This window comes from Nitratiruptor sp. YY08-26, from assembly GCF_016593215.1.
GTDB classification, from domain to species: Bacteria; Campylobacterota; Campylobacteria; order Campylobacterales; family Nitratiruptoraceae; genus Nitratiruptor; species Nitratiruptor tergarcus.
In genome coordinates, this window is record NZ_AP023063.1 from 1,144,780 (window position 1) to 1,167,987 (window position 23,208).

Below are 23,208 nucleotides of genomic sequence, written 5' to 3' on the forward strand. Positions count from 1 at the left end.
CTAAAAGTTAATTAAATAAATTTAAATCACACCTGTTTGTCCTAAACGATAGAGAGCAAAATCGTATTTTGCTGGATCATGAGGATCAAACTTTTTTAAATTATTTGTCAGCTCCACAGCAGCCGCAAGATCATACTGTTTTCTATGTAAAAGCCCCAGTTTTCTTGAAACATTGAAGGTATGTGTATCAAGAGGTATGATGAGATCACTTTTTTCGACACCACTCCACAGTCCCATATCCAAATCATCTTTGCGAACCATCCAGCGCAAAAACATATGCCAGCGCTTATATGCACTTACTCCTTTATATTTTAAAGGTGGGAGCTTACCAAGTAAAAAATCGTAACCAGGACTGCTAAACCTATTGATTTTCTTCAAAGCAGCAATAAGACTCCTTAGCCCTCCCATTACAGAACCATCTTTTTTGTACCCTTGTAAAAAATGCTCTTGTAAAGAATCGATTCTTTGAAGTGTAATAAATAGATTAGCTACGTCTTGAGAGTTTTGAAAACGATAATAGCTAGAGATCTTTTTAATTTCCTTTTCACTGCATGCTAAAAGAGAAAAATCGAGACTTTTTAAAAACTTTACAATCTGTTTAGCATTACCATACGCAAAAAGTGCACACACTAATGCAATCTTTTCATCTTTGTATTTGCGTGCTACAAAAAGTGGATCTGGATGATCTTGTGAATGTTTGGAACGATGCAAAAACTCTTTTCGTGCTAGTTCTAAAGAGGCTTTTAGATCATCAAAAACTAAAATGTTCTCCAAGATAGTGTTTCCGTACAGCTGAATTTTTTGCTACCTCTTCACTCTTACCACTAGCCAAAATCTGACCATCCTTGAGCACATATGCTCTATCACATACGCTCAGAGTCTCTCTTACATTATGATCTGTTATAAGAATGCCAATACCTGCATGTTTGAGCTCTTCTATAATTTTTTGAATATCTGTCACAGCAATAGGATCAACACCAGCAAAAGGCTCATCGAGGAGCAAAAATTTTGGACGAATCACAAGGGCTCTTGCTATTTCACAGCGCCTTCTCTCTCCCCCACTTAATGCTTTTCCTCGTCTATGGCGAATAGGCTCGATATTGAAAAGCTCCAAAAGCTCATCTACAACCTTTTCACGTTCCTCTTCATTTGCAATAGTAGCTTCTGCCGCTATATAGAGATTATCTTCAACTGTAAGATCTTTAAAAATGCTCGATTCTTGTGGAAGGTATCCTATGCCAATTTTTGCCTTTTTATGTAGAGGCTCTTTTGTTATATCTTTCTCATCCATCAAAACTGTTCCTTCACTAGGCTCCACAAGCCCACAAATCATATAAAATGTCGTTGTTTTCCCAGCTCCATTTGGCCCAAGAAGCCCTACAACTTCACCACTTTGCAATTGTAAATCTACACCTTTTACTATCTCTTTATCTTTGATGCGTTTTTTGAGATTCCGTGCTATGAGAGTATGCATTCGTAAACTCTTTTCTCTTTTTGTGGCGTAATGAGGATTTTCAAATAGGAAAATCCACTTTGTCGTAAAAACTCCTCCATATTTTCATCAGCCCATTCTATAAAATGGTATCCAGGCTTTTCTAACTCTTCAAAAAGTCCTAACTCTAAAAATTTCTCAAACCCTGCATTATAGAGATCATAATGGTATATCTCTCCTCCATATATCTGCTGTATAGAAAAAGTAGGAGATGTTACTGGCTCTTTTTTTGCAAAAACCTTCACTAATGTTGTCTTCCCGCTTCCAAGTGTCCCTTGCAAAAGAACTATTTTTTTCCCACTCTTCTTTATACATGCAACAACTTCATCAAGATTATGAAGATCTGCTTCTATTTTCATTTTACCTCTTGACTCACTTGTATAATCTTTTTAAGCTTTTCGCCCGCTTTTCCACTCTCAATTGCATCTTTTGCTAATGCAATACCCTCTTCAATCGCTCCTACTTTTCCATCCGCATAGAGCGCTGCTCCTGCATTGAGCAGTACCATATCTCTTTTTGCTCCATGGAGTTTGCCTTCTAAAATATCTCTTGTTATCTTGGCATTCTCTTTTGCATCGCCCCCTTTAATCGCTTCAAAACTAGCTCGCTTTATACCAAAATCTTCTGGAACTATTTCATAGTAGGTAATTTCATCATCAATAATCTCGGCAACATAGGTTTTACCACTAATACTTATCTCATCCATCCCCTCTTCACTCGAAACTACCAACGCTCTTTTTGCACCAAGCTCTTTGAGAGTCTCAGCCAACTTTGGAACAAACTCCCTATCAAAGACACCTAAAAGATACTTTTTTGCTCCAGCTGGATTGGTAAGAGGTCCTAAAATATTAAAAATAGTTCTATGAGGAATACTTTTTCTAATTGGCATAATATGCTTCATCACTGGGTGGTGATTTTTGGCAAATATAAAACAAAATCCACATTGTTCTAGCATCTGCACCTGCTGTTGGGGCATTAAGTCAAGCTCAATGCCAAGAGCTTCAAGCATATCTGCACTACCACTTTTACTTGTAACGCTTCTATTGCCATGTTTGGCAACATAACAGCCAAGGGCTGGCAAAAGCAGTGCAACTGTGCTTGAGACATTGAAACTACCACTCTTATCTCCACCTGTTCCAACTACATCGATAAGTTTTTCTTGAAGCGTCTTAGGGATTGGAAGTTTTATAGAGTGCTCTCGCATAATTTTTGCTGCTGTTGCAATATCTGCAGCACTCTCGCCCTTTTCATAAAGCTCTATTAAAAATTTTTTAGCCTCATCCTCACCCATTGCATTCTCAAAAAGTTTTGTAAATTTTTCATAACTCATATCTCACCTCTGTATAGATATTTTATAATAAATGGCGGTATGACAGTGGTAACCACTATCACCAAAACTAAAGCAGCGTACGTCATATTATCTAATATATTTGAAACTCTCCCCATTTCAGCAAAAATGAGTCCAACCTCACCTCTTGGTATCATAGAAACACCAACAATAAATCTCTTTTTGAGTGTGAGCGGTAAAAAAAGAGCTCCTAAAATTTTACCAATAACTGCTATTAAAAATATAGTTCCAAATAGATACCAAATCTGCGGCTCATCCCAAGCAATCTCTTTGAGATTCATAGATAGTCCCACTGCAACAAAGAAAAAAGGAGTAAAAAGATAGACCAGTGGCATAATTTCAGCTTCGAGTTTTTGCGAAAACTTCACATCGTAAGACAAAGCGACACCAAAAGGGAAAAAAAATCTACGAGAGAGTGCAAGACCTGCTGCAAATCCCCCTATTATCTCTGGACTTCCAATCTTTTTGGCAAACCAAGCAAAAAACAGCACAAGCATAAAAACAGAAGTTGGTAAAAGTCCAGGAATTTGATTCGTATCGTGATATTTTTTTATTAAAAATGCAATAATTTTTGCTGCTATTGGAGCAATTATAAAAAATCCCACTATAAATAAAAAAACTTTTGAAACATTTATAAAACTTACATTCCCAGTACTTGAAAACTCATATAAAATAGCAAGTAAAATTACACCCAGTAAATCGTCAAGAACTGCTGCACCTACAACTATTTCACCCTCAACTGAATCTCTTTTTTTCAAATCTTGTAAAACTCGTACCGTTATGCCGATACTTGTTGCTGTAATTGTACCGCCTATAAACATAGATACCACAATATCAAAACTAAAAAGATAGTATGAGAATGCTGTTCCAAATATAAAAGGCAAAGCAAAGCCTGCGACTGCAACAAATGCAGACATCCATCCTGTTTTTATTAATCGCTTGAGATCTGTTTCTAGTCCAACTTCAAAAAGCAGCAAAATAATTCCAATTTCAGCTAAAAGTTTGATAACTTCATTCAGTTCAACAATTCCAAACACTGAAGGACCAAGAAGAATACCAGCAAAAAGTTCGCCCAAAACAGGGGGCATAGATAGTTTTCTAAAAATTTCACCAAAAAGTCGAGCACTAAATAGAATTATGAGGATTATTAAGAAAAAGTCGTGTGGATGCATCTACATCTCTTTTACATATTCATGCATTCTTGCTTTAGGAACATTTTTTGTTGTAGGAATTGCCAAAACTTTATAGCTTTTATCCCCTTTGAGATACTTTATAGTAATAATATCACCTACTTTTACCTCTTTGCTTGCTTTTGCAATTACGCCATTGAGTAAAACAACCTCATTTTTGATCATATCTTGCGCAACGCTTCTACGTTTCACAATATTGACTGCATTCATAAATTTATCAATCCGCAACCTTCAAACTCCAATAACTTTTTTTTTATTTCAATGCCACCATTATAGCCACCTATTCCTTGTTTTGAAATAACTCTATGACAAGGAACAATGATTGCATAGGGATTGTGTTTCATTATCTGCCCTACAGCCTGAGCTGCTTTTTCATTTCCACTACGCATGGCTACTTCTTGATATGTCAAACAAGTACCAAATGGAATTTTTTGCACGATTTCTCTTACTCTTTGTGAAAAATCGCGTTTTGCTTTTACCAGTGGCACAGGAAAGGAGACTATTTTTTTCGAAAAATAGTTCCTAAGCCACTCTTTCGATTCAAGAATAAGTTCATTTATCTTTTCTTCATTTTGCTCATACACAAAATGAATATGTATAAGATTTTGTTCATTTGTAACAATTTCAATGATTCCTATTGGCGAAACATAATAACCGCTATACAATTCCATACTTTTTAATAAACTCATCATCTATATCTAAAATTTTTCTTTCTCTTAGACTCTTAATAACCTCTTTATCACACACAACATCCGGCGGCCATTCTCTATCAAAATCTTCAATTTTAGGATCTTTATTTGTCCCATCAACCATGATAAACGGTTCTAAAACAACATCCCTTTGTGCATCGATATTATTCACAACTCTCCACACGAGCATATAAGGGTTATCAAGATCATCACAATCATTTACAACAATCAATACTTTACAATGCTTTTGCAAAGCACCAAGTTTTTCAAAAAGAGTTTGAAGACTTTTTTCTTTTTTATACGCTGCAACGGCAAGCGAATTTTTGGTATCTCTCATATACTGTTTGACATTCAAAAAGTTGCTATCAATGCTTTGTAGTTTTTCAAGTAGTTCTTTATCGCTTATAAGCTCTTCCACTCCCTCTTTTACCTCTTCACCTGTTGCATCGATTCCAAGTTTTCCTCCCTCAAACTGTCTTGGGCTGGAGTGATCAAGATGATCAACCACCCCTTCGCTGATTAAAATACGATCAGGTGAAAGACGATTGCAGATATGGCGGGTAACTGCTTCATAGTCTGTCAAATCTGGAGCATCTTTATCCATAAATATTGCATGTTTTACAAAACTCATCTGCCCCACTCCCCAAAAGGCGTGCATAAACTGCTTTGCATGAGCTGGATAACGCACATCCATTTTAGCTAAAATTAAGTTATGAAACACCCCATTTTCTGGCATATGATAATCTATTAAGTCGCTTGCAGTTGTTTTGAGCAAAGGCAAGAAAATACGCTCTGTCCCCCATCCCATGTACTTATCTTCCAAAGGGGGTTTTCCAACAACAGTTGCTGTAAAGATTGGATTTTTTTTGGCTGTAATTTTTGTTACTTCCATGACAGGAAAAGCTTCTGGTAATGTATAGTAACCTGTGTGATCTCCAAAAGGTCCTTCTATTTCAAAACTATTTGGATCCACATACCCTTCTATCACAAAATCTACATCTCTTGGAATCCATATATCGTTGGTGAGCGATTTTACAAGCTCTGGGTTTTCATTGCGTATAAAACCATATAATAGAAGTTCAAATACCTTTGGAGGCATTGGGGCCTGTCCACACCAAATATAGAGTGGATCACCTCCAATAGCAACAGTTACTGGCATCTTTTTGCCAGCTTTTTTGTACTCATGAAAAAAATGCGCACCATCTTTATGAATCTGCCAATGCATCCCTAGGCGCATGTCATCATAGACTTGCAGTCGATACATCCCTACATTTTGTACCTTACTATGAAGATCTTTTGTATAGACCTGTCCAGTTGTAATAAATTTTTCCCCATCAAGAGGCCATGTTTTTAAAATTGGCAGCTCATGGAGTGAGTCAATTTCTATTTCTTGACACTCTCCCCGTTGACTAAGCCTTTTTGGAAAAACGTTTTTAAGTTTAAAAAGAGTTGATAGAAGATCTAACTTTTCTTTCCATGTTGATGGGGGTTTGAGATGCAAAAGCTCTTCAATCTCTTTTGCAATCATATCTGGATGCTTACCAAGAATCTTTGTAGTTACATCAAAATTTGCAAAAATATTCATCAAAACCGGATATGCATACTTTTTATCCAATTTTCTATCAACTGGGTTGGTAAAAAAAAGAGGTTTAGAATCAGCTTTTTTAACTTCTATATAGGCTATATGGGGAATTTCAAGATTGACATCGAGCTCATCTTCAATGATTTTGAGATTACCCTCTTTTTGTAAGAAGCTAATAACATCCATAAAAACGCCTTTTTTAGTAAAAATTATAACAAAAGTTAAATAGGACAAAATTACTCCTATTTTAATACTAGCAAATAAGAGAAATTTTATCTTATTTGTGTTACATTACTCATAGACAAACCAAAGGGGTAAACAATGGGAATGGAAAAAGTTGATAAAATCATCAACTCAGACTATGAACTTGGTTTTGAAGTTGATGTAGAAGAGGAAAAAGCTCCTCCTGGACTTACAGAGGAGACTATACACTTTATTTCAAAGAAAAAAAATGAGCCAGAATGGATGCTTGAACTTCGTCTCAAGGCATTCCATGCTTGGCAAAAGATGGAAGAGCCACACTGGGCAAAAGTCACCTACCCACCAATAGACTATCAAGCTATTAGCTACTGGGCTGCACCAAAAAAGGCACTAGAGAGCCTTGATGAGGTAGATCCAGAGATTTTGCGTGCATATGAAAAACTGGGAATCCCTCTTGAAGAGCAAAAGCAGCTAGCCGGTGTTGCAGTAGATGCCGTATTTGACTCAGTATCAGTTAAAACAACATTTGTTGAAGAGCTTGCAAAACTAGGAATCATATTTTGCTCAATTTCTGAAGCAATCCGCGATTATCCAGAGCTTGTAAAAAAATATATGTTTAGCGTGGTTCCTATGACAGACAACTACTTTGCAGCACTCAACTCAGCTGTCTTTAGTGATGGTACATTTGTTTATATCCCAAAAGGTGTGAGATGCCCTATGGAACTCTCAACCTATTTTAGAATCAATGCACAAAATACAGGACAGTTTGAAAGAACACTCATTATTGCTGATGAAGGAAGTTATGTGAGCTACAACGAAGGATGCTCGGCTCCAAGTCGCGATGAAAACCAACTTCACGCAGCAGTCGTTGAACTCATTGCTCACAAAGATGCCCACATCAACTACTCAACCATACAAAACTGGTATCCAGGTGATGCAGAAGGCAATGGGGGTATTTATAACTTTGTTACAAAAAGAGGCCTTTGTGAGGGAGAAAACTCTAAAATTACTTGGACACAAGTTGAGACGGGTTCAGTGATTACTTGGAAATATCCAAGCTGTATTCTCAAAGGAGACAACTCTGTTGGAGAGTTTTATTCTGTTGCCATTACACGTCTTGCTCAGCAAGCAGATACTGGTACAAAAATGATCCATATAGGAAAAAATACAAAAAGCGTCATTATCTCCAAAGGTATTAGTGCACAAAAGGGACAAAATAGCTATAGAGGTTTGGTAAAAATACATGAAAATGCACAAGGTGCAAAGAATTTTAGTGAGTGTGATTCACTCCTCATAGGTGATCGCTGTGGCGCGCACACTTTTCCATATCTTGAGAGCAAATGCGCACATGCACAAATAGAGCATGAGGCAACAACAAGTAAAATCAGTGAAGAGCAGCTTTTCTATCTTCGCCAAAGAGGAATAAGCGAAGAGGATGCAGTGAGCATGATAGTTCATGGATTCTGTAAAGATGTATTAAATAAACTCCCAATGGAGTTTGCAGTAGAAGCAAAAGCATTATTAGACTTAACATTGGAAGGAAGTGTAGGATGAGTAAGATGATGGAAATAAAAAATCTCCATGCAAAAATCGGGGAAAAAGAGATCCTCAAAGGAATAGATTTAGAGCTTTTTAAAGGTAAAGTACATGCTGTGATGGGACCAAATGGTGCTGGAAAATCAACTCTTTCTAAAACAATAGTCGGTCATCCAGATGTAGAGGTAACTGAAGGTGAGATAATTTACAAAGGCAAAAATATCGTTGATATGGAGCCAGAAGAGAGAGCGTTAGAGGGAATCTTTATGAGCTTTCAGCATCCTGTAGAGATTCCTGGTGTCAATAATGCCTATTTTCTTAGAACTGCTCTCAATGCAAAGAGAAAACACCAAGGGCTTAAACCTCTCAATGCAGCAGAATTTTTACGTCTTCTCAAAGAGAAGATAAAAGAACTTGGTATGAAAGAGGAGATGATCCATAGAAGCCTTAATGAGGGCTTTAGTGGTGGTGAGAAGAAACTCAATGAGATTTTGCAGATGGAGATATTAGAGCCGGATTTTATTATACTTGATGAAATTGACTCTGGTCTTGATATCGATGCGCTTAAAAAGGTAAGCGAAGCTATCAATCAAATGCGCTCACCGGAGAGAACTTTTATGATAATTACCCACTATCGTAAAATTCTCGATTATATCAAGCCAGATTACGTTCATGTACTTAAAAATGGCAAAGTCCTTAAAACTGGCGGTATTGAAATCGTTGATGCTCTTGAAAAAGAGGGATATAAAATATTTGGGGAAGAGTGATGAAAGTATTAGATATCAATCTCGAGCAGTTTGAAACCAAAAAAGCTCTCATACAAAAGCTCAAATCGATGGGGTTACCTACCCCAAAGACGGAACATTATCGCTATTTTGGTATTAAACCAATCTTTGATAGAGATTATGAGTTTATCAAACCAAAAGTTGCAAAACCTGCAATTGCAGACTATATTGAAATTGTAGATGGGACTGTCACAAAAGCTCCAAAAAATATCTATATTGAGATGCAAAAAAATCCAAAAATTGATGACAGCCACTACGACCAGGTATACTACATCAATCACCTTTTAAGCGATAATATAATTCATATAGAGTTTGAAGAGGAGTGTGAAGTCAAAATCGTACAAAAATTCACTCTCTCAAATGCATTCTCGCCCTATCGTATCAAACTCTCTCTAGCGCCAAATATAAAAGTTAAATTGGTTGAAGAGCATTTGGTATTAGCGAATGAGTCACTCTATTTCTATGGATATGATATAGATATAGCACAAGATGCGCATCTTACTTTCATTCAAGATCGCAATAGTAATTTTGATGAATTTGCACTTATTGCTCCACACAGCATACGATGTGCAAAGTCGAGTAGATTAGATCTCTTTACGATAGATTTTGGCACAGCTAAAACGTTGCACAACTACCATATAACACTTGATGAGTATGCCGAAGTAGATGCAAACCATGTGATATTTGCAAGCAAAGAGGCAAAACTTGGCAATACTTTTCACATAGAAAACAGAGGAAAAGAATCAAAAACATCGCAGCTATCGCGCAATATCCTTAAAGATAAAGCACGAGGAATCTTTGATGGGCTTTTAATAGTCAAAAACCCTGCAAAATATAGCTCAATATATCAAGACTCAAAAACTATTCTTCTCAATGATGGTGCTTACATGGTGAGCAAACCGCAAATGGAGATATATACCGAATATATTCTCGAAGCAACGCATGGTTCAACAACCGGACATATAGATGAAGAGGCGCTCTTTTACCTTAGACAGCGCGGTATTGCTGAACCTCTTGCAAAAGAGATGATAGTTTTGAGTTTCCTCAATGAAATCTTTGAAAAAATGCAAGATGATGAAATAAAACAGGAGTTTATAAAACTTTATGAGGAGGGGCAATGAGTGAAGAAAAAAAGGAGCTCTACACTATCCCCCTCGAAGAGCGAGAGATTGAAGTAGATGATGATGGAATCAAAAATATTGAAGAGCACAATAAAAAGTATGGAGATCCCGAAACGATTAAAAAAGAGATTATTAAATACCTCAAAACTATTTATGACCCAGAAATCCCTGTCAATATTTATGACCTTGGGCTTATTTATGATCTTAAACTCATCCGTAGAGAAGATGGATGGGGAGCTATCATCACTATGACACTTACAAGCGTTGTCTGTCCTGTTGGAGAGAGTATCGTAGAGCTTGTAAAAAATATCGCCAATAAAATTGATGGACTTGCTGAAGTAGAAGTAAATCTTGTCTTCGATCCACCTTGGGATAGAAGCAGAATCAGCGATGAAGCAAAACTTGTCCTTGGTATGATGTAGCCCTCGGGCTACTCCATCTCCAAACTCATTAGATACATTTCCTCTCCATCTACAATAGAGAGTTCAACAGAACCACAAGAGGAGCATTCAAAAAAGAGTGTCTCTTTTGGAAATTCAATTACTCTCTCACACTTTTTACAACGTGCAACGATAGGCTGTATTTGCATAGTAAGTTCTGCACTCTCGCAAATTGTCCCCTCTTTAAATGTATCAAAAGCAATCTTTAGTAGATGTGGTTCCACTCCACTCATGACACCAATTTTCACAACGACTCTTTCTACTTTCGTGGCGTTATGTTTTTTCGCGTTCTCTTCAATTAAATCCAGCATGCTTTGTACTATGGAATACTCATGCATTTTTTCTCCTATGTTTTGCAATTCTTAGAGGCGTTTTGGTTGGGCATGTTTTATAGACAAAATTGTGGCGCAGTTTGTGAAATTCGCTCTTTGGATCCCAAAACTGAGGATACATTTTCTCAAGTTCATTTTCTACGCACTCTTGAATATACTCTTCATCCTGCTCTAGCCGGTCTCTCTTTTGATCAAGTAGTTCATAAAATCTCTCTTCATCTTGTGCTAGTTGCAATGCATATGATTCAACCTCTTGAAAATCTTTGAAAACTTCATCAATAAGACCAATACTTTTGGCTTCTTGAGCATTGATAGGCAAGGCTTCATCCAAAAGCTTCTGTGCTGTCTCTTTCCCAACTCTTCGTGGTAGTGTATAAGTATGATATTCACTGCCGCTAAGGCCTATCGTTTTATAGTGGGGATTGAGTACGATGCCGCTTTTAGCAAAAACAAAGTCTCCCGCAAGCCCTAAAAATACGCCCCCTGCGCCTGCATTTGCCCTAAATGCCGTAATGGTTAGGATATCATCGCTAAAAAGAATTGTCTTAATGAGATTATTCATAGCGTTGATATTGCTCCAGCCATCTTCACCTTGTTTTTTGCTATCTTCCAAAATCGTCAAATGAATCCCATTGCTAAAAAACTGCTCGCCACCTATTAAAACAAGAACATCCACTTCATCCCTTAATGTTTCTATCGCATATTTCAGACGGATACACTGCTCGCTACTCATGGCACCATTATAGAAATCAAATGCCAAAAAGCCCACATTTTGCTTTTGATAAAAGGTAATCTCTTTAAATGTCGGCAAATCTGGATCCACATACAAAGAAATGCGCTCTTCTTTGATCCCTTTAAGACGATCTTTTAGGACATAGGTTGAGGGGAGTTTGATTTGTCGAATACCATTTTTAATCTCTGTCATTTGCTGGATCCAAACGGCACCATCGATCGTTTTAACCAACACTGCACCATCTCGTTTTGCCAAAATCTCTTTTGGTTTTGCCTCTTTTTTCTCAAGCCCGGTTTGCTCTTTTACTGCTCCAAAAAGATAAACTTCACAATCGAAAAATCGATCTTTGACACCTGGATAGTTATCGGATGCATTGAGTTTTTGTATGATCGTTTCGCTAGAGTCTTTGTTCCATTCAATCGCTCTTGAGCTTTGTGTCACTTTTGGATGCAAAGGTTTTTTCGGATTTGTTAAAGGTTTTTTTTCACATTTTAGTTTCTTAATCAGCTCATCAACTAGCTCGATAGCCAAATCGCTCACTACTGTTCGATAGAGATACCCTTTCGTTGCATGTTCGGGCAAAGAGAAGTTTCTGTGTCCCCATACGGCTCCTGCATCAAACTCCTCATCAGCTTCCAAAATAGATACGCCCCATTCTTTCATATTATTTAATATGGCATTATCGAGTGCATAGGCACCTCTATCTCCGAAGGGACCGGGATGGATAATAAAGGTCGGGTATTTGGTAAAGATTTCTTTTGGGATCTTTTTTGTAAGATAGGTGGCTAAAATGAGATCAGGAGCAAAAAGATCTGCACCTTCAATCATTGTCTCTTCATTGATAGCATACTCGACACTCACGTCAATTCCAAGCTCTTGAAGGTGACAAAATATTTTCTGCGTTAAGCTGTTAAATGTGTTGCATAATAGAAGCACTTTTAGCATATTCTAGGAAGAATCTCCCCAGTTGGCATATCCAAAAAACGTTTCGTACCCCACTCACTTTGTAAAGTTACACGACCCGGATAGGAATCACTCACCTCTCCGACGATCGCTGCATAGGGATTGTGTTTTTGTAAAATCTCTTGAGCCCTCTTTGCATCATTTTGATCAACCACTATCATAAAAGTCCCCTCATTTGCCAAGACAAATGGTTCAAATCCAAGTATCTCGCATATACCTTGTACCCCTTCATCAATACTAAATCTGCCCTCTTCTATCTCCATCGTTGTATTGGTTGCCATGGCCCACTCGTTCAAAACTGCTGCAACTCCTCCTCGTGTTGCATCTCGCATTGCTTTAATCTTGATACCTGCTTCAATAAGTTCTTCTACAATTGGCCACAACGATTTACAATCACTTTCAATATGGTTCGCAAGCTCAATTCCTTCACGACCTGCAAAAATGGCAGCTCCATGTCTTGCAATGTCACCACTTACTAAAAGTTTGTCTCCTATTGTAATATTTTCTTGTGAAGAGTGGATGACTCTTTCTCCAATGGCAGAGACGTTTATATAGACTCCATCGCAACTGCCTTTTGGAACCACCTTTGTATCACCCGTTACGATCCATGCACCGTTGATGGAAAGCTCTTTTTTCATACTTCGTACGATTTTTTCAAGATCGCGCAGCAAAAATCCCTCTTCTATGATAAAGGAAAGGCTTAGAAATTTTGGTTTTGCTCCCATCATAGCCAAGTCGTTACAAGCTCCGGCAATGGCTAATTTTCCGATATCTCCACCAGGGAAAAAGATCGGAGAAATGGTAAATGAATCTGTCGTAAAAACAGGATTTTCGAGTGGTGGTAAAGGTGTGGCATCTTCAGCTTTTGCAAGATATTCATTTTGCAAATGGCGCTGGATCGTTTTTTGGATAAGCTCCATATTTTCTACACCGCCATTTCCCATAGCAAGTGAAACAGTCTTTTTCATTGAACCTCCTGCAAAAGATTGCCATACTTATAGTATGCAGCACATGCTCCTTCGCTGCTTACCATACAACTACCCAGAGGTTTTTGCGGTGTACAGGCAGTGCCAAAGACTTGGCACTCTGTCGGTTTTGCCATTCCCCGCAAAATATCACCACAGATGCAGAGTTTATGATCCTCAATCTCCTCTTTGGGAAGGCTGTAAAGCTTTTCAGCATCCAAATGTTCATATTCTTTTTTAAGTTTCCAGGCACTTTTTGGAATATTTCCAAGCCCTCGCCACTTAAAGAGATCTCTCTTTTCAAAATATTTTTTTATTAAATTTTGAGCATTGATATTTCCATTGCGGTTAACGCTTCTTTTATACTGGATCTCTACTTCACAGCGATTTTCTAAAAACTGACGAATAATCATCAAAACAGCCTCCATCACATCCACCGGTTCAAACCCGGCTACAACCACAGGACGTTTGTATTTCGTTGGAAACTCTTCATAGATCTTGCTTCCCGTAATGACGCTTACATGACTTGGTCCCAAAAACGCGTCGATTTGGTTGTTGTAGCTGTCGATATGCTCATCACGGCTATCAATCAGTTCTCTCATCACTTCTGGTACCGTAACGTGATTAATGTGAGAGAGAATATTACTTATCTTTTGCTTCATGGCATTCTCAATGAGTGCTGCCGTCATCGGTGTGGTAGTCTCAAAACCGATAGCAAAAAAGATCACTTTTTTCGTAGGATTCTCTTTTGCAATCTTCAATACATCCAATGGGCTATATACAAATCGTACATCTGCTCCCTTGCTTCTTGCATCTTGCAAGCTTCCTTGGCTTCCAGGTACCTTTATCATATCTCCAAGAGTACATAATATAACATCTTCTTGCATAGCCAAAATATAGGCATGATCGATCCGCTCCTTTGGCATGATGCAGACCGGACATCCTGGACCATGGATGAAGCGGATATTTGAAGGTAAAAGCTGGAAGAGACCATACTTCATAATCGTGTGTGTATGTCCTCCACATACTTCCATGATATTAATTGGGCGCTGGAGCTTTTGCGCTTCTTGATTGATTGCTTTCGCAAGAGCTTTGATGGCTTTGGGATCACGGAATTTTTCATAAAAATCTTTAAGTTCCACTGCCATCTCCTGGACAGTTGTCACTCTCATTGATAAGTTGCTTCTTTTCAGCCTCTTCCATCTTCTCAATAATCTCTTGATACAAAGCTATGGACTCTTTTGCATACTCTTCATCGATGATATTCATAGCATAACCGATATGGATAAGTACGAAGTCACCCACTTTGACTTCATCTGCGATAAAATCTATTCCAACTTCTCTTTGCACACCCAATGTATCAACAATCGCCGTACACTTTTCTTGATCGATGCTTACAACTTTGCTTGGAATGGATAGACACATCAGCGCATCTCCTTTTTAAACATAATCCACTGAGCCACTCCTTTTATAGACTCTTCATCTTTTGTAGAGACTTCCAAAATATCAACATTTGGTTTGAGTCTCCTTGCTCTCTCTTTGGCTTTCTGCACGTCAAAATCAAAGTATGGCAAAAGATCAGTTTTTGTAATTAAAATCAGATCAGCTTGTCGAAACATCACCGGATACTTTTCTATCTTGTCATCTCCTTCGGGAACACTGACTAAAACGATATTGAGATGTGCCCCTACATCATAACTTGCAGGACAAACCAAATTGCCAACATTTTCGATAAAGCAGACATCAATATCACTTAAATCTATATGATGTAATCCATCATGTACCATAAAAGCATCCAGATGACATGCGCTTCCTGTAGTGATTTGGTAAGCTTGAATCCCTTTTGCTCTGATACGATCTGCATCCCTGTTTGTTTCCAAATCTCCTTCAATCACTGCAAATTTGAATCTATCTATTTCAGCTAACTTCTCTAAAAGCGAAGTCTTACCACTTCCAGGACTGCTCATAAGATTGATTGCCAAAACATTGGCTCTATCAAAATGAGCCCTGTTGTGGGCTGCTTCATGATCATTTTTATCCAAGATTTTTGTAATCACTTCAATCGTTTTTGTATCACTCAACTGGGGATTTGTATGAAGCTCATGTTTGTGGTCATGATGGTGATGGTGTTCAGTTATACTACATCCGCAATCTTTGCACATTTTGACTCCTTAGATAAACATATTTGTTCCAACTATCAACGAGATTACTCCCGCTGTAGCAAACGCTACCCGTACATTTTTTTGTGTTTTAAGTAGATTTTCATTGATTAAAGATATAAAATACCCAAACATTAAAAAGACCAGCATTACACCAATCGTAAAACTAGCGACCATCATCAAGTTCACTTCATGATGAGCGATAGCACTGAGCGTGACCAGCATACCCCGCACACCACCTATACCCATAAGTGTACCAACTGTCAAAGCGGATGTTACTTGTTTTTTCTCACTATGCTTATGTTTTTTGCCATACCATATATGAATATGCTTTTTGCCATCATGTTCGTGCCATCCCACATTGATACGACCGCTCAATGCCATAAAAAGCAAGAAAAGACCAATTGCAATGATGACACTTGAGCTTATATAATCACCCCAGGAAAGTATCTCTTCGCTTATATCGATATGCTGTAAAATTTTTGCAAAGATAAAAAGAGATACCCCATGTCCTACGGCAAAAGCGAGTGTGATTAGCATCGTTTTCTTTTTGCTTTTACCAATACTAAAATCGGTAATGGCTGTAAGATGATCTGGACCGAAAGCGTGTAATATTCCATACCAAAAGATTAATAGAAGCGGCAAAGAATCCATTATTCTATCCTTTATAAGTGAATAGTTATTCATCATTATATGATAGTTTGGTAAAATAAAAATAAAAATGGTATTATCTTCTATAAAAATGGGACCACATGCGATGTATCTATTGTAATGCACCCACTTATCTTCTTGGAAATGGTTATAGAAAGTGCAAAAAGTGTAAAAGAAAGTTTAGTCCAGCAAAAATAGCAAGAAAAGAGAAAATTGTTAAATGTTTTTGCGAAAATCTTTCTGTCAATGAATGTATGAGACGAAGCGGTTACAATTATGTTACTATTAAAAGTTATTATGATGCATTTCGAAAGAAAATTGCGGCTTTTATGGAAGAGGAGTACTTGAACCGTCAAGAGACAAGAGCATATGAAGAGTATATCTACTTGGAAAGTTCAAAAGATCCAAAAAAAGATATTTTTGATGGATACAATTTTTTGACATTCGATTATGGAGGAAGAATCTACAACCTTTTGATGCCCGATCTGTCAAGATTTAAACCCTATTTCAGTGAAGATGGACTCAATGAAGTTTACTACAAAGAATTTAAAAATTTTTTACGGATCTCAAAGTTACAAAAAAATAGTCAAAACAGGCTTATTTACGATTTTTGGAGCTATTTGGAAGATTTATTGCCAAAATATAGAGGGATAAAAAGGGAAAACTTTTTCTATTATCTCAAAGAGGCTGAGTTTAAGTTCAATTTTGATTGTGAAAAACTAAAGGAAATAGTATGAGAAAAGTGGTTGTCATAGGCGGTGGGTACGGAGGAATAAAGGCTTTGGAGGAGTTTGCAAGAAATGATCAAAATATTGAAGTAACACTTATTGATCAACACACCTATCACTATCTTCAAACGGAGAGTTACGATCTCGTTGCTTCGAAAATTCCAATTCAAGAGAGTTTTATCTATTTGCCAACACTAGTTGCTAGTTTTGGCGAAAATTTTCATTTTATCCACGATGAAGCGGTTGCTATCAAAGAAGATCAAGTTGTATGCAAAGAAGGGACTTATCCTTTTGATTATTGCGTTATTGCAACTGGAAGCGTGACAAAGTTTTTGCAAGGATTTGAGAAAAAAGGAAAACACTCTTTGGGTGTCAAAAGTCTGCGTGCGGCTCTTCATATAAAACAGTATTTTGAAGAGGAACTCTTTGCAAGACTTGAACCAAAAAGAGCGAAAAGAAGTTTTCGAGTCATTGTCATTGGTGGGGGTTTGAGTGGGGTAGAGATAGCAGCCGAAATGCGATGTTATTTCAACCAATATGTAAAAGAAAATGCTCTGAGTTGTGGAAATATCGAAATCCAACTTCTTTCGAAACATATTCTAAAAGGAGTTGATCAGAAAACACGCGATAAGGCTGTAAAAAGGTTGCGACAATTAGGTGTTTCTTTAGTTCCTCAATATGTCAATGAAATTACAGAACAAAAGGCGATACTTAGTGGTGGAGAAAGGATAGATTTTGATTTTGCCATATTTGCCGGAGGAATTGAGCCCTCACCTTTTATTCAAAATCTTGAATATACAAAAGATGCGAGAGGATTTTTGGTCGTTGATGAGTATTTGCGAGTAGAAAAAAATATCTTTGCTGTAGGTGATGTGGCAGTTTTAAAAGATAAAGAAGGAAATCTTATTCCTCCCACAGCACAAAGTGCTGAGCAAAGTGGAGTAATTGCCGCTAAAAATATCCTTCAGGCCATTTCCAACCAACCTTTGCAAAGAGCCGATATCAGACTGCGTGGACTAGCCATTGCTCTAGGTGGAAAATATGCGATAATCGTAACTCCTTTTGGTTTTCAAATCAGTGGGATTCTGGGTTGGATTGGCAAAAAAGCGATAGAAAAAGGGTATAAATGGCCTCTTAAATTGAAAGCCAAGCAGGGGTTTGAAAAATTAACGGCGTGTAAAGGAGAAAAATGAAGATTCTTTTTGCTCCAAGTGAAGCGAAACGATCAGGTGGTGATCATCAAAAGATGCAGTTTTGTTTTAATATCGATAGAGAAACGATTTTGCAAAAATATGATGAAATTGTAAAACATGGAAGCAAAGAGGCGGTATTGAAACTTTTCGGTACAAAAGAGTTGTTGGATGTTGATATTTTTCATACCCCTACCCTCAAAGCTGTTCGAAGATACACCGGTGTTGCGTATGAGTATCTTGATTACGACTCTCTCTATCCGCTCTATCAAGAATTCATTGATGAGCACCTTATTATTTTTTCAAATCTTTTTGGTCCACTATGTGCAAAGGATTTGATTCCCTTTTACAAATTAAAACAAGGCGAAGTAGTTGGGGATATAAAACCAGAGAAATTGTACGCCCCACTTTGCAAAAACTTGCTACAAGATGAAGAGATTTTAGATTTGAGGGCTGGATATTATGAAAAATTTTACAAACCAAACTTTTCTTTGAAGATGAAATTTATCAAAAATGGCAAAGTGGTGAGCCACTGGGCAAAGGCATACAGGGGGAAAATTCTTCGTCAAATTGCCGAAAATCAAATTGATAGCTTTAAAAAACTAAGAGATTTTTCTTTTGAAGGATTGCGGCTCAAAGAGATTATCAGCAAAAAAAGTGAAGAGATATGGGTGATGGAGATAGAGGAGCATTGATCGTTCATTTATAGTTTTCGAGAGCATACCAGAGTTGCCCTAGGCTGATTCCCCCATCATTTATAGGGATTTGTGTTGGAAAGAAGTATGGGATGCTGTTTTGTTGCAGTTTTTTGATCGTATTTTCCAGTAACGTTTTGTTTTGAAAGACGCCTCCGCTTAAAATAACCGGGAGTTTTTCTCTTTTTGCAATTTCTATAATAATTGCAGTGAGCGTATTTAAAAATTTCGTAGGAATATCCGCTTTTTTATCCTTGATGAGAGATAAAAAATCTATTGTAATGATTCCATCTTGGATATAAAACTCATATCGATCGTTTCTATCTTGGTATGCTTTTTCTACCAAAAGTCCACTATAGCCTTCATACTCTTGGTATTTGCATAGTCCAGCAAGAAAAGCAACCGCATCAAAAACTCTTCCAACAGAGCTTGTTTCAAAGCAGTTGATATTTTTTTCATAAGCAAGATGAAAGAGCTTGTCTTCTACTTCAAAGCCATATTTTTTTAATAAACTCCAAGCAATAAGCCTGATATCTTTAATAGCCTTTTCGCCACCAGCAATCTTTAGATAGTCAAAATGGTATTTTCTTTCATCACCTACAAATACCTCCCCTCCCCACACTTTTCCATCATCACCATATCCAGTTCCATCCCAACTAAAGCCCAAACAGAGATTTTGTGATAGAGGATGATGTGTAAGCTCCATCTCTGCCTTCGCAGCATAGATATGAGCCAAATGGTGTTGCACTTTGATAGTTGTAATATCCAAAGATTTTGCATATTGCGTTGTCTCATATCCGGGGTGTTTATCGCATATGACAACTTCTGGTGAAAAATCGTATATCGCTTTGAAATCTTCAATCACTTGTAAAAAATAGTCATAACTTTGGATATTTTTAATATCTCCAATATGAGGAGAAAGAATAATATTGTTTGCAAAGCTAAGAGCGATGGTGTTTTTCTGACGTGCACCCACAGCTAAGATGGAAGGAAGTTTCTTATCAACAAAAAAGCTTTTAGGAGCATATCCACGAGAGAGTCTGTAAAAAAGAGGTTTTTTATCTATACTGACTACCACACTATCATCACAGCTGCGAATGATCTCTCGATCGTAATATAAAACCTTTTGTGTAAATCTTTTAATATTCTCTTCCTCTTTAACAATTGGCTCATCCGAAATATTTGCACTTGTAACTACCAAAGGAGAATCGATGAAAGAAAAAAGAAGGTAATAAATTGGCGAATAAGGTAAAAAAACGCCAAGTCTATCGATATCAGGCGCTACATCTACAAAATTTTTTTTTGCTTTGACAATGACAATAGGGCGCTCTTTGGATAAAATGAGTTTCTCTTCATTTTCATCAATATCACAAATCTCTTTTATTTTATCTATCGATTTAAACATAAGTGCAAAGGGCTTTTTAGCTCTTCTTTTGATTTGTCGGAGTTTGTGAGCAGATTTTGGCAAACAGACAAGATGGTATCCCCCTACTCCTTTGATAGCAACAATATCGCCAGTTAGAATATCTTTTGCAACTGCTTCGATTGCTTCATATCCGCTCAATGATTCATAAAAGAGTTTAGGACCACAACTGTTACATCCAATTGGCTGTGCATGAAAAAAGCGGCTATTTGGATCATGGTATTCTCTTTGACACTCTTGGCACATAGGAAATTTGGCCATGGATGTGTTTTTGCGATCATAGGGAAGATCTTTTATGATAGTAAATCTTGGACCGCAGTTTGTGCAGTTGATAAGAGGATAATGGTAACGTCTGCTATTTGGATTAAAAAGATCTTGTAAACACGCATCACAAATAGAGATATCCGGGGATAAAAAAGTCTCTTTTTGTCCCTCTTGACTTTGTATAATAGTGAATTGTTGGAAATTTTGTATTGGAGTATTTTGGATTTGCAGTGAAAAGATTTTAGCAAGTGGTGGAAGTTTTGATTGAAGATACTCTAGAAAAAGCTCCTCATTCTTACCCTCTATAACAATCTCTACACCATCACTGCAGTTTCGGATGAATCCTGTGAGTCCAAGTTCATTGGCTAGTTTATAAACAAAGGGGCGAAAGCCCACTCCTTGAACGATCCCTTTGACAAATATTCTCATTGCACGCCCAAAAGAGCACTCTCGTTATCAATCGGATACTCGATATTTACCTTTGTCATAGGGGCATTTCTTGTAAACCTGCTAAAAAATGCACTATTTGCAATAAAGGCTCCACATAGCACAATATGGCTGGCTTTTGTTTCTCTATAGATTGAGACAGCTTGATTACTGAGAAAATCACCTAATGATTCAAAAATGGAGTAGGCTATGAGTTTAGAATCAGCATCAGCCAAAACGAAACTCATGATAGATGCATAAAAACTTGAGTAATCAAAACCATTTTCTTCTACCCTACAATCAATACTTACTCCTCCCTTTCCACCAAATGAGAGGCTTAGTTTATTGAATGCATCAAAATCACCATCAAATCCGATAACTCTTGCTGCTTTTAAAATGAAATCATTCTCTTTTTCAAATGCTTCGTAACGCTCGGGAAATCTCTTTTGGAACTGCTCGACTACTTTTCGTTTTGCTTCAAATTTTATCTCGCCAAAATCGAAGATCTCTTTTATAGTTTGCTTTTTATAGAAAAATTTGACTCTATCGGAAAAATAGACCCCAACAGTTGGCTCAGTTATCCCATGCTCTTTGAGAACGCTTTCAAAAACAGCTCTTGCCAAATCTTGCACTTTTATGGAAGAGTGTTCTATTGGCTCTTCTTGAAATACTGTGATAGAGTCTGTTTCTACTTCTTTAAAGTGCTCTACTTTATCGATGATACCATTATGAAGTAAAAAAGATCCTAAAAGAGCCGTTTTGGAGCTATCACAATATTTTGGAAATAAAGATTCGCTGCCAGGGCGAAAAAAGCAGAAGTGTTTATTGATAAAGTATTTTGGTGCTTCGTAAAACGTTATTGGAAGATCAAAATCAATAAAAAGATCCGCATCCTCTTTCTCATCAAAATAGCAGTAATCCGCATCTAGTGATGCCATAAGAAGAGTTGTAAAACCATCCCACACACCCACAGCTTCTACTATTTCGCCGCTACTTGTAGTAAGATACATTTGCGGTCTTTCAATGCTAAAAAGGGCTCTTTTTTCCATTGGTAAAACCAAAAACTCTTCATTTAGACGATTGATAAGCAGATAGCTTTTGTTGTCTTTTTCCAAATAGAATCGCTTATATCCTCTAAATGTTTTTATGCGAACCCTCTTCCCATCTTTGAGTGCATTTGCGGCAATATCAAAAATTTGTTTAAACTCCTCTTTTTCATTGGCAAATAAAACTTTTAAGCCTTTTTTATCGGTCAGCTTGATAGGGATATTGCACTCTATGCAGGTATTAAGCGGATAGTTTTTGCGAAAAGGATTAGTTTTAAGCTCTTCTTGGCACTCGTTGCAGGGTTTGAAAAAATTTAACAGCGTATTTGGTCTTTCAAATGGATAGTGGATAAGGAGGCTACTTTGATAGCCACAAGAGTTACAGCTGGTAAATGGATAGTAAAATCTTCTTGAAGAGGGATCTAACATCTCTTTGATGCAGTTTGGACAAAGAGCGATAGAGGATGGGATGTGTGCAATTGAGCCTTGTGATGAAGGGCTTTCTTCATAAATTTGGATATTTTTAAAAAAGATGGAATTATAAAGATACTGGTCCAAAGCTTTTGTAAACTCATCAACATTTTCATTAAAATCTACAAAAATATTAGGAAAATCGATAGAGTATGCAATTGGTGTAGCTGTTGCATCTGCAATTGATTGGATGCATTTTAAAAAGTATGTTGTATGGGAATGATACTCAAACCGTAAGGTCATTGCACTCTTTCATTGAGGGGTTTGCATACTCATAGATAATCGAGTCAACTGTTTTACTGGCTCTTTTTTGATATTGAATACCACTTCTTTCTAGCTCTTGTAAAAGCGTTTGTATGTAGTGATCGAAAGATTTTCGCATGGTATCGGTTAAACCAATACATACATTTTCGATATCTTTTGGCACAATGCCTATGATGTTTACTTGTGCAATAGATTCAAGCATGCTACAAATCTCAAGCATCTCTACAACTTCCACCTCATGCGCAGTTTTTCTATACTCTCCAAGCCCCAATAAAACCTCGCTTGGGAGATTGTATATGGAGCCTGGAGTATCCTCGATGGAGACTGTATCCATTATTACTACTTTATCATACTCTTGATAGTAGCGCATCAGTTTAAAACCCAGTGTCCCGCCATCGACGATTTCAACATCCTCATCAAAAACAAAATTTTCCTCGAGATATTTTGAAGCGTATACTCCAATACCCTCATCCATAAACAAAATATTGCCAATTCCTATAATTGCTGTCTTCAA

General features: G+C 37.2%; 25 protein-coding genes. 7 read left to right on the forward strand and 18 right to left on the reverse strand.

Features of this window, described 5'->3' with window-relative positions:
- Positions 1 to 21: 21 nt before the first annotated feature.
- From JG738_RS06155 to JG738_RS06190, 8 genes are read right to left on the reverse strand one after another with little or no spacing between them, the layout of a single operon-like run.
- A complete protein-coding gene (locus JG738_RS06155; RefSeq protein ID WP_236583117.1) occupies positions 22 to 774 on the reverse strand; it encodes a TIGR02757 family protein in 753 nt (250 codons plus the stop codon).
- The gene (lptB, locus tag JG738_RS06160; RefSeq protein ID WP_201337055.1) at positions 752 to 1,474 is read right to left on the reverse strand and encodes an LPS export ABC transporter ATP-binding protein; all 723 of its coding nucleotides are present in this window, start codon (positions 1,472 to 1,474) and stop codon (positions 752 to 754) included. Before lptB ends, JG738_RS06155 begins: the two co-directional genes overlap by 23 nt.
- Complete coding sequence (gene tsaE / locus JG738_RS06165; RefSeq protein ID WP_201337056.1) at positions 1,459 to 1,851, reverse strand: tRNA (adenosine(37)-N6)-threonylcarbamoyltransferase complex ATPase subunit type 1 TsaE; 393 nt, start codon at positions 1,849 to 1,851, stop codon at positions 1,459 to 1,461. The genes lptB and tsaE overlap by 16 nt, the downstream gene beginning before the upstream one ends.
- Positions 1,848 to 2,822: an anthranilate phosphoribosyltransferase gene (trpD, locus tag JG738_RS06170; RefSeq protein WP_201337057.1), complete on the reverse strand. Its 975-nt coding sequence runs from the start codon at positions 2,820 to 2,822 to the stop codon at positions 1,848 to 1,850. Before trpD ends, tsaE begins: the two co-directional genes overlap by 4 nt.
- A complete protein-coding gene (locus JG738_RS06175) occupies positions 2,819 to 4,012 on the reverse strand; it encodes a cation:proton antiporter (protein ID WP_201337058.1) in 1,194 nt (397 codons plus the stop codon). Before JG738_RS06175 ends, trpD begins: the two co-directional genes overlap by 4 nt.
- The gene (locus JG738_RS06180) at positions 4,013 to 4,258 is read right to left on the reverse strand and encodes an RNA-binding S4 domain-containing protein (protein WP_084276007.1); all 246 of its coding nucleotides are present in this window, start codon (positions 4,256 to 4,258) and stop codon (positions 4,013 to 4,015) included.
- The gene (locus tag JG738_RS06185; RefSeq protein ID WP_201337059.1) at positions 4,237 to 4,701 is read right to left on the reverse strand and encodes a methylated-DNA--[protein]-cysteine S-methyltransferase; all 465 of its coding nucleotides are present in this window, start codon (positions 4,699 to 4,701) and stop codon (positions 4,237 to 4,239) included. The genes JG738_RS06180 and JG738_RS06185 overlap by 22 nt, the downstream gene beginning before the upstream one ends.
- The gene (locus tag JG738_RS06190; RefSeq protein ID WP_201337060.1) at positions 4,688 to 6,487 is read right to left on the reverse strand and encodes a menaquinone biosynthesis decarboxylase; all 1,800 of its coding nucleotides are present in this window, start codon (positions 6,485 to 6,487) and stop codon (positions 4,688 to 4,690) included. The genes JG738_RS06185 and JG738_RS06190 overlap by 14 nt, the downstream gene beginning before the upstream one ends.
- A 135-nt stretch (positions 6,488 to 6,622) precedes the next feature.
- Here JG738_RS06190 and sufB point away from each other — a divergent pair, with 135 nt between their 5' ends.
- The 4 genes from sufB to JG738_RS06210 are packed head-to-tail and all read left to right on the forward strand — an operon-like array spanning position 6,623 to position 10,366.
- Positions 6,623 to 8,056, forward strand: a complete 1,434-nt coding sequence (sufB, locus tag JG738_RS06195; RefSeq protein ID WP_084276013.1) for a Fe-S cluster assembly protein SufB — start codon at positions 6,623 to 6,625, stop codon at positions 8,054 to 8,056.
- Between the two features lie 5 nt (positions 8,057 to 8,061).
- On the forward strand, positions 8,062 to 8,805 hold the full coding sequence (gene sufC / locus JG738_RS06200) for a Fe-S cluster assembly ATPase SufC (protein WP_345741524.1): 744 nt from the start codon (positions 8,062 to 8,064) through the stop codon (positions 8,803 to 8,805).
- Positions 8,805 to 9,944 (forward strand): SufD family Fe-S cluster assembly protein, encoded by a 1,140-nt coding sequence (locus JG738_RS06205; RefSeq protein ID WP_201337062.1) that lies wholly within the window; start codon positions 8,805 to 8,807, stop codon positions 9,942 to 9,944. Before sufC ends, JG738_RS06205 begins: the two co-directional genes overlap by 1 nt.
- On the forward strand, positions 9,941 to 10,366 hold the full coding sequence (locus JG738_RS06210) for an iron-sulfur cluster assembly protein (RefSeq protein WP_236583119.1): 426 nt from the start codon (positions 9,941 to 9,943) through the stop codon (positions 10,364 to 10,366). The genes JG738_RS06205 and JG738_RS06210 overlap by 4 nt, the downstream gene beginning before the upstream one ends.
- Positions 10,367 to 10,374: 8 nt before the next feature.
- Here JG738_RS06210 and hypA read toward each other — a convergent pair whose 3' ends face one another.
- From hypA to JG738_RS06245, 7 genes are read right to left on the reverse strand one after another with little or no spacing between them, the layout of a single operon-like run.
- The gene (gene hypA / locus JG738_RS06215) at positions 10,375 to 10,722 is read right to left on the reverse strand and encodes a hydrogenase/urease nickel incorporation protein HypA (RefSeq protein WP_201337063.1); all 348 of its coding nucleotides are present in this window, start codon (positions 10,720 to 10,722) and stop codon (positions 10,375 to 10,377) included.
- Entirely contained in the window at positions 10,715 to 12,394 is a 1,680-nt protein-coding gene (locus JG738_RS06220) for a hydrogenase maturation protein (RefSeq protein ID WP_201337064.1), read from the reverse strand. Before JG738_RS06220 ends, hypA begins: the two co-directional genes overlap by 8 nt.
- A complete protein-coding gene (gene hypE / locus JG738_RS06225) occupies positions 12,388 to 13,380 on the reverse strand; it encodes a hydrogenase expression/formation protein HypE (protein WP_201337065.1) in 993 nt (330 codons plus the stop codon). The genes JG738_RS06220 and hypE overlap by 7 nt, the downstream gene beginning before the upstream one ends.
- Entirely contained in the window at positions 13,377 to 14,525 is a 1,149-nt protein-coding gene (hypD, locus tag JG738_RS06230; RefSeq protein ID WP_201338732.1) for a hydrogenase formation protein HypD, read from the reverse strand. Before hypD ends, hypE begins: the two co-directional genes overlap by 4 nt.
- On the reverse strand, positions 14,509 to 14,802 hold the full coding sequence (locus JG738_RS06235) for a HypC/HybG/HupF family hydrogenase formation chaperone (RefSeq protein WP_201332222.1): 294 nt from the start codon (positions 14,800 to 14,802) through the stop codon (positions 14,509 to 14,511). Before JG738_RS06235 ends, hypD begins: the two co-directional genes overlap by 17 nt.
- The gene (gene hypB / locus JG738_RS06240; protein WP_201337066.1) at positions 14,802 to 15,539 is read right to left on the reverse strand and encodes a hydrogenase nickel incorporation protein HypB; all 738 of its coding nucleotides are present in this window, start codon (positions 15,537 to 15,539) and stop codon (positions 14,802 to 14,804) included. Before hypB ends, JG738_RS06235 begins: the two co-directional genes overlap by 1 nt.
- Positions 15,540 to 15,548: 9 nt before the next feature.
- The gene (locus tag JG738_RS06245; RefSeq protein WP_201337067.1) at positions 15,549 to 16,190 is read right to left on the reverse strand and encodes a hypothetical protein; all 642 of its coding nucleotides are present in this window, start codon (positions 16,188 to 16,190) and stop codon (positions 15,549 to 15,551) included.
- Between the two features lie 98 nt (positions 16,191 to 16,288).
- On the opposite strand from JG738_RS06245, the gene JG738_RS06250 reads away from it, so the two are divergent.
- From JG738_RS06250 to JG738_RS06260, 3 genes are read left to right on the forward strand one after another with little or no spacing between them, the layout of a single operon-like run.
- Positions 16,289 to 16,924: a hypothetical protein gene (locus JG738_RS06250; RefSeq protein WP_201337068.1), complete on the forward strand. Its 636-nt coding sequence runs from the start codon at positions 16,289 to 16,291 to the stop codon at positions 16,922 to 16,924.
- Positions 16,921 to 18,108: an NAD(P)/FAD-dependent oxidoreductase gene (locus JG738_RS06255; RefSeq protein ID WP_201337069.1), complete on the forward strand. Its 1,188-nt coding sequence runs from the start codon at positions 16,921 to 16,923 to the stop codon at positions 18,106 to 18,108. Before JG738_RS06250 ends, JG738_RS06255 begins: the two co-directional genes overlap by 4 nt.
- Entirely contained in the window at positions 18,105 to 18,800 is a 696-nt protein-coding gene (locus JG738_RS06260) for a YaaA family protein (protein WP_201337070.1), read from the forward strand. Before JG738_RS06255 ends, JG738_RS06260 begins: the two co-directional genes overlap by 4 nt.
- A gap of 4 nt (positions 18,801 to 18,804) precedes the next feature.
- Here the strand turns inward: JG738_RS06260 and hypF are convergent, their stop codons facing one another.
- From hypF to JG738_RS06275, 3 genes are read right to left on the reverse strand one after another with little or no spacing between them, the layout of a single operon-like run.
- On the reverse strand, positions 18,805 to 20,916 hold the full coding sequence (gene hypF / locus JG738_RS06265) for a carbamoyltransferase HypF (protein ID WP_201337071.1): 2,112 nt from the start codon (positions 20,914 to 20,916) through the stop codon (positions 18,805 to 18,807).
- Positions 20,913 to 22,673 (reverse strand): hypothetical protein, encoded by a 1,761-nt coding sequence (locus JG738_RS06270; protein ID WP_201337072.1) that lies wholly within the window; start codon positions 22,671 to 22,673, stop codon positions 20,913 to 20,915. The genes hypF and JG738_RS06270 overlap by 4 nt, the downstream gene beginning before the upstream one ends.
- Positions 22,657 to 23,208, reverse strand: coding sequence for a HyaD/HybD family hydrogenase maturation endopeptidase (locus JG738_RS06275; RefSeq protein WP_201337073.1), 552 nt, complete (start codon positions 23,206 to 23,208; stop codon positions 22,657 to 22,659). The genes JG738_RS06270 and JG738_RS06275 overlap by 17 nt, the downstream gene beginning before the upstream one ends.

Bases quoted from the DNA above. Each gene is read 5' to 3' on its own strand.
- lptB (WP_201337055.1), bottom strand. From the start codon at position 1,474: ATGCATACTCTCATAGCACGGAATCTCAAAAAACGCATCAAAGATAAA.
- tsaE (WP_201337056.1), bottom strand. From the start codon at position 1,851: ATGAAAATAGAAGCAGATCTTCATAATCTTGATGAAGTTGTTGCATGT.
- trpD (WP_201337057.1), bottom strand. From the start codon at position 2,822: ATGAGTTATGAAAAATTTACAAAACTTTTTGAGAATGCAATGGGTGAG.
- JG738_RS06175 (WP_201337058.1), bottom strand. From the start codon at position 4,012: ATGCATCCACACGACTTTTTCTTAATAATCCTCATAATTCTATTTAGT.
- JG738_RS06185 (WP_201337059.1), bottom strand. From the start codon at position 4,701: ATGGAATTGTATAGCGGTTATTATGTTTCGCCAATAGGAATCATTGAA.
- JG738_RS06190 (WP_201337060.1), bottom strand. From the start codon at position 6,487: ATGGATGTTATTAGCTTCTTACAAAAAGAGGGTAATCTCAAAATCATT.
- sufB (WP_084276013.1), top strand. From the start codon at position 6,623: ATGGGAATGGAAAAAGTTGATAAAATCATCAACTCAGACTATGAACTT.
- sufC (WP_345741524.1), top strand. From the start codon at position 8,062: ATGATGGAAATAAAAAATCTCCATGCAAAAATCGGGGAAAAAGAGATC.
- JG738_RS06205 (WP_201337062.1), top strand. From the start codon at position 8,805: ATGAAAGTATTAGATATCAATCTCGAGCAGTTTGAAACCAAAAAAGCT.
- JG738_RS06210 (WP_236583119.1), top strand. From the start codon at position 9,941: ATGAGTGAAGAAAAAAAGGAGCTCTACACTATCCCCCTCGAAGAGCGA.
- hypA (WP_201337063.1), bottom strand. From the start codon at position 10,722: ATGCATGAGTATTCCATAGTACAAAGCATGCTGGATTTAATTGAAGAG.
- JG738_RS06220 (WP_201337064.1), bottom strand. From the start codon at position 12,394: ATGCTAAAAGTGCTTCTATTATGCAACACATTTAACAGCTTAACGCAG.
- hypE (WP_201337065.1), bottom strand. From the start codon at position 13,380: ATGAAAAAGACTGTTTCACTTGCTATGGGAAATGGCGGTGTAGAAAAT.
- hypD (WP_201338732.1), bottom strand. From the start codon at position 14,525: ATGGCAGTGGAACTTAAAGATTTTTATGAAAAATTCCGTGATCCCAAA.
- JG738_RS06235 (WP_201332222.1), bottom strand. From the start codon at position 14,802: ATGTGTCTATCCATTCCAAGCAAAGTTGTAAGCATCGATCAAGAAAAG.
- hypB (WP_201337066.1), bottom strand. From the start codon at position 15,539: ATGTGCAAAGATTGCGGATGTAGTATAACTGAACACCATCACCATCAT.
- JG738_RS06245 (WP_201337067.1), bottom strand. From the start codon at position 16,190: ATGGATTCTTTGCCGCTTCTATTAATCTTTTGGTATGGAATATTACAC.
- JG738_RS06250 (WP_201337068.1), top strand. From the start codon at position 16,289: ATGCGATGTATCTATTGTAATGCACCCACTTATCTTCTTGGAAATGGT.
- JG738_RS06255 (WP_201337069.1), top strand. From the start codon at position 16,921: ATGAGAAAAGTGGTTGTCATAGGCGGTGGGTACGGAGGAATAAAGGCT.
- JG738_RS06260 (WP_201337070.1), top strand. From the start codon at position 18,105: ATGAAGATTCTTTTTGCTCCAAGTGAAGCGAAACGATCAGGTGGTGAT.
- hypF (WP_201337071.1), bottom strand. From the start codon at position 20,916: ATGAGAATATTTGTCAAAGGGATCGTTCAAGGAGTGGGCTTTCGCCCC.
- JG738_RS06270 (WP_201337072.1), bottom strand. From the start codon at position 22,673: ATGACCTTACGGTTTGAGTATCATTCCCATACAACATACTTTTTAAAA.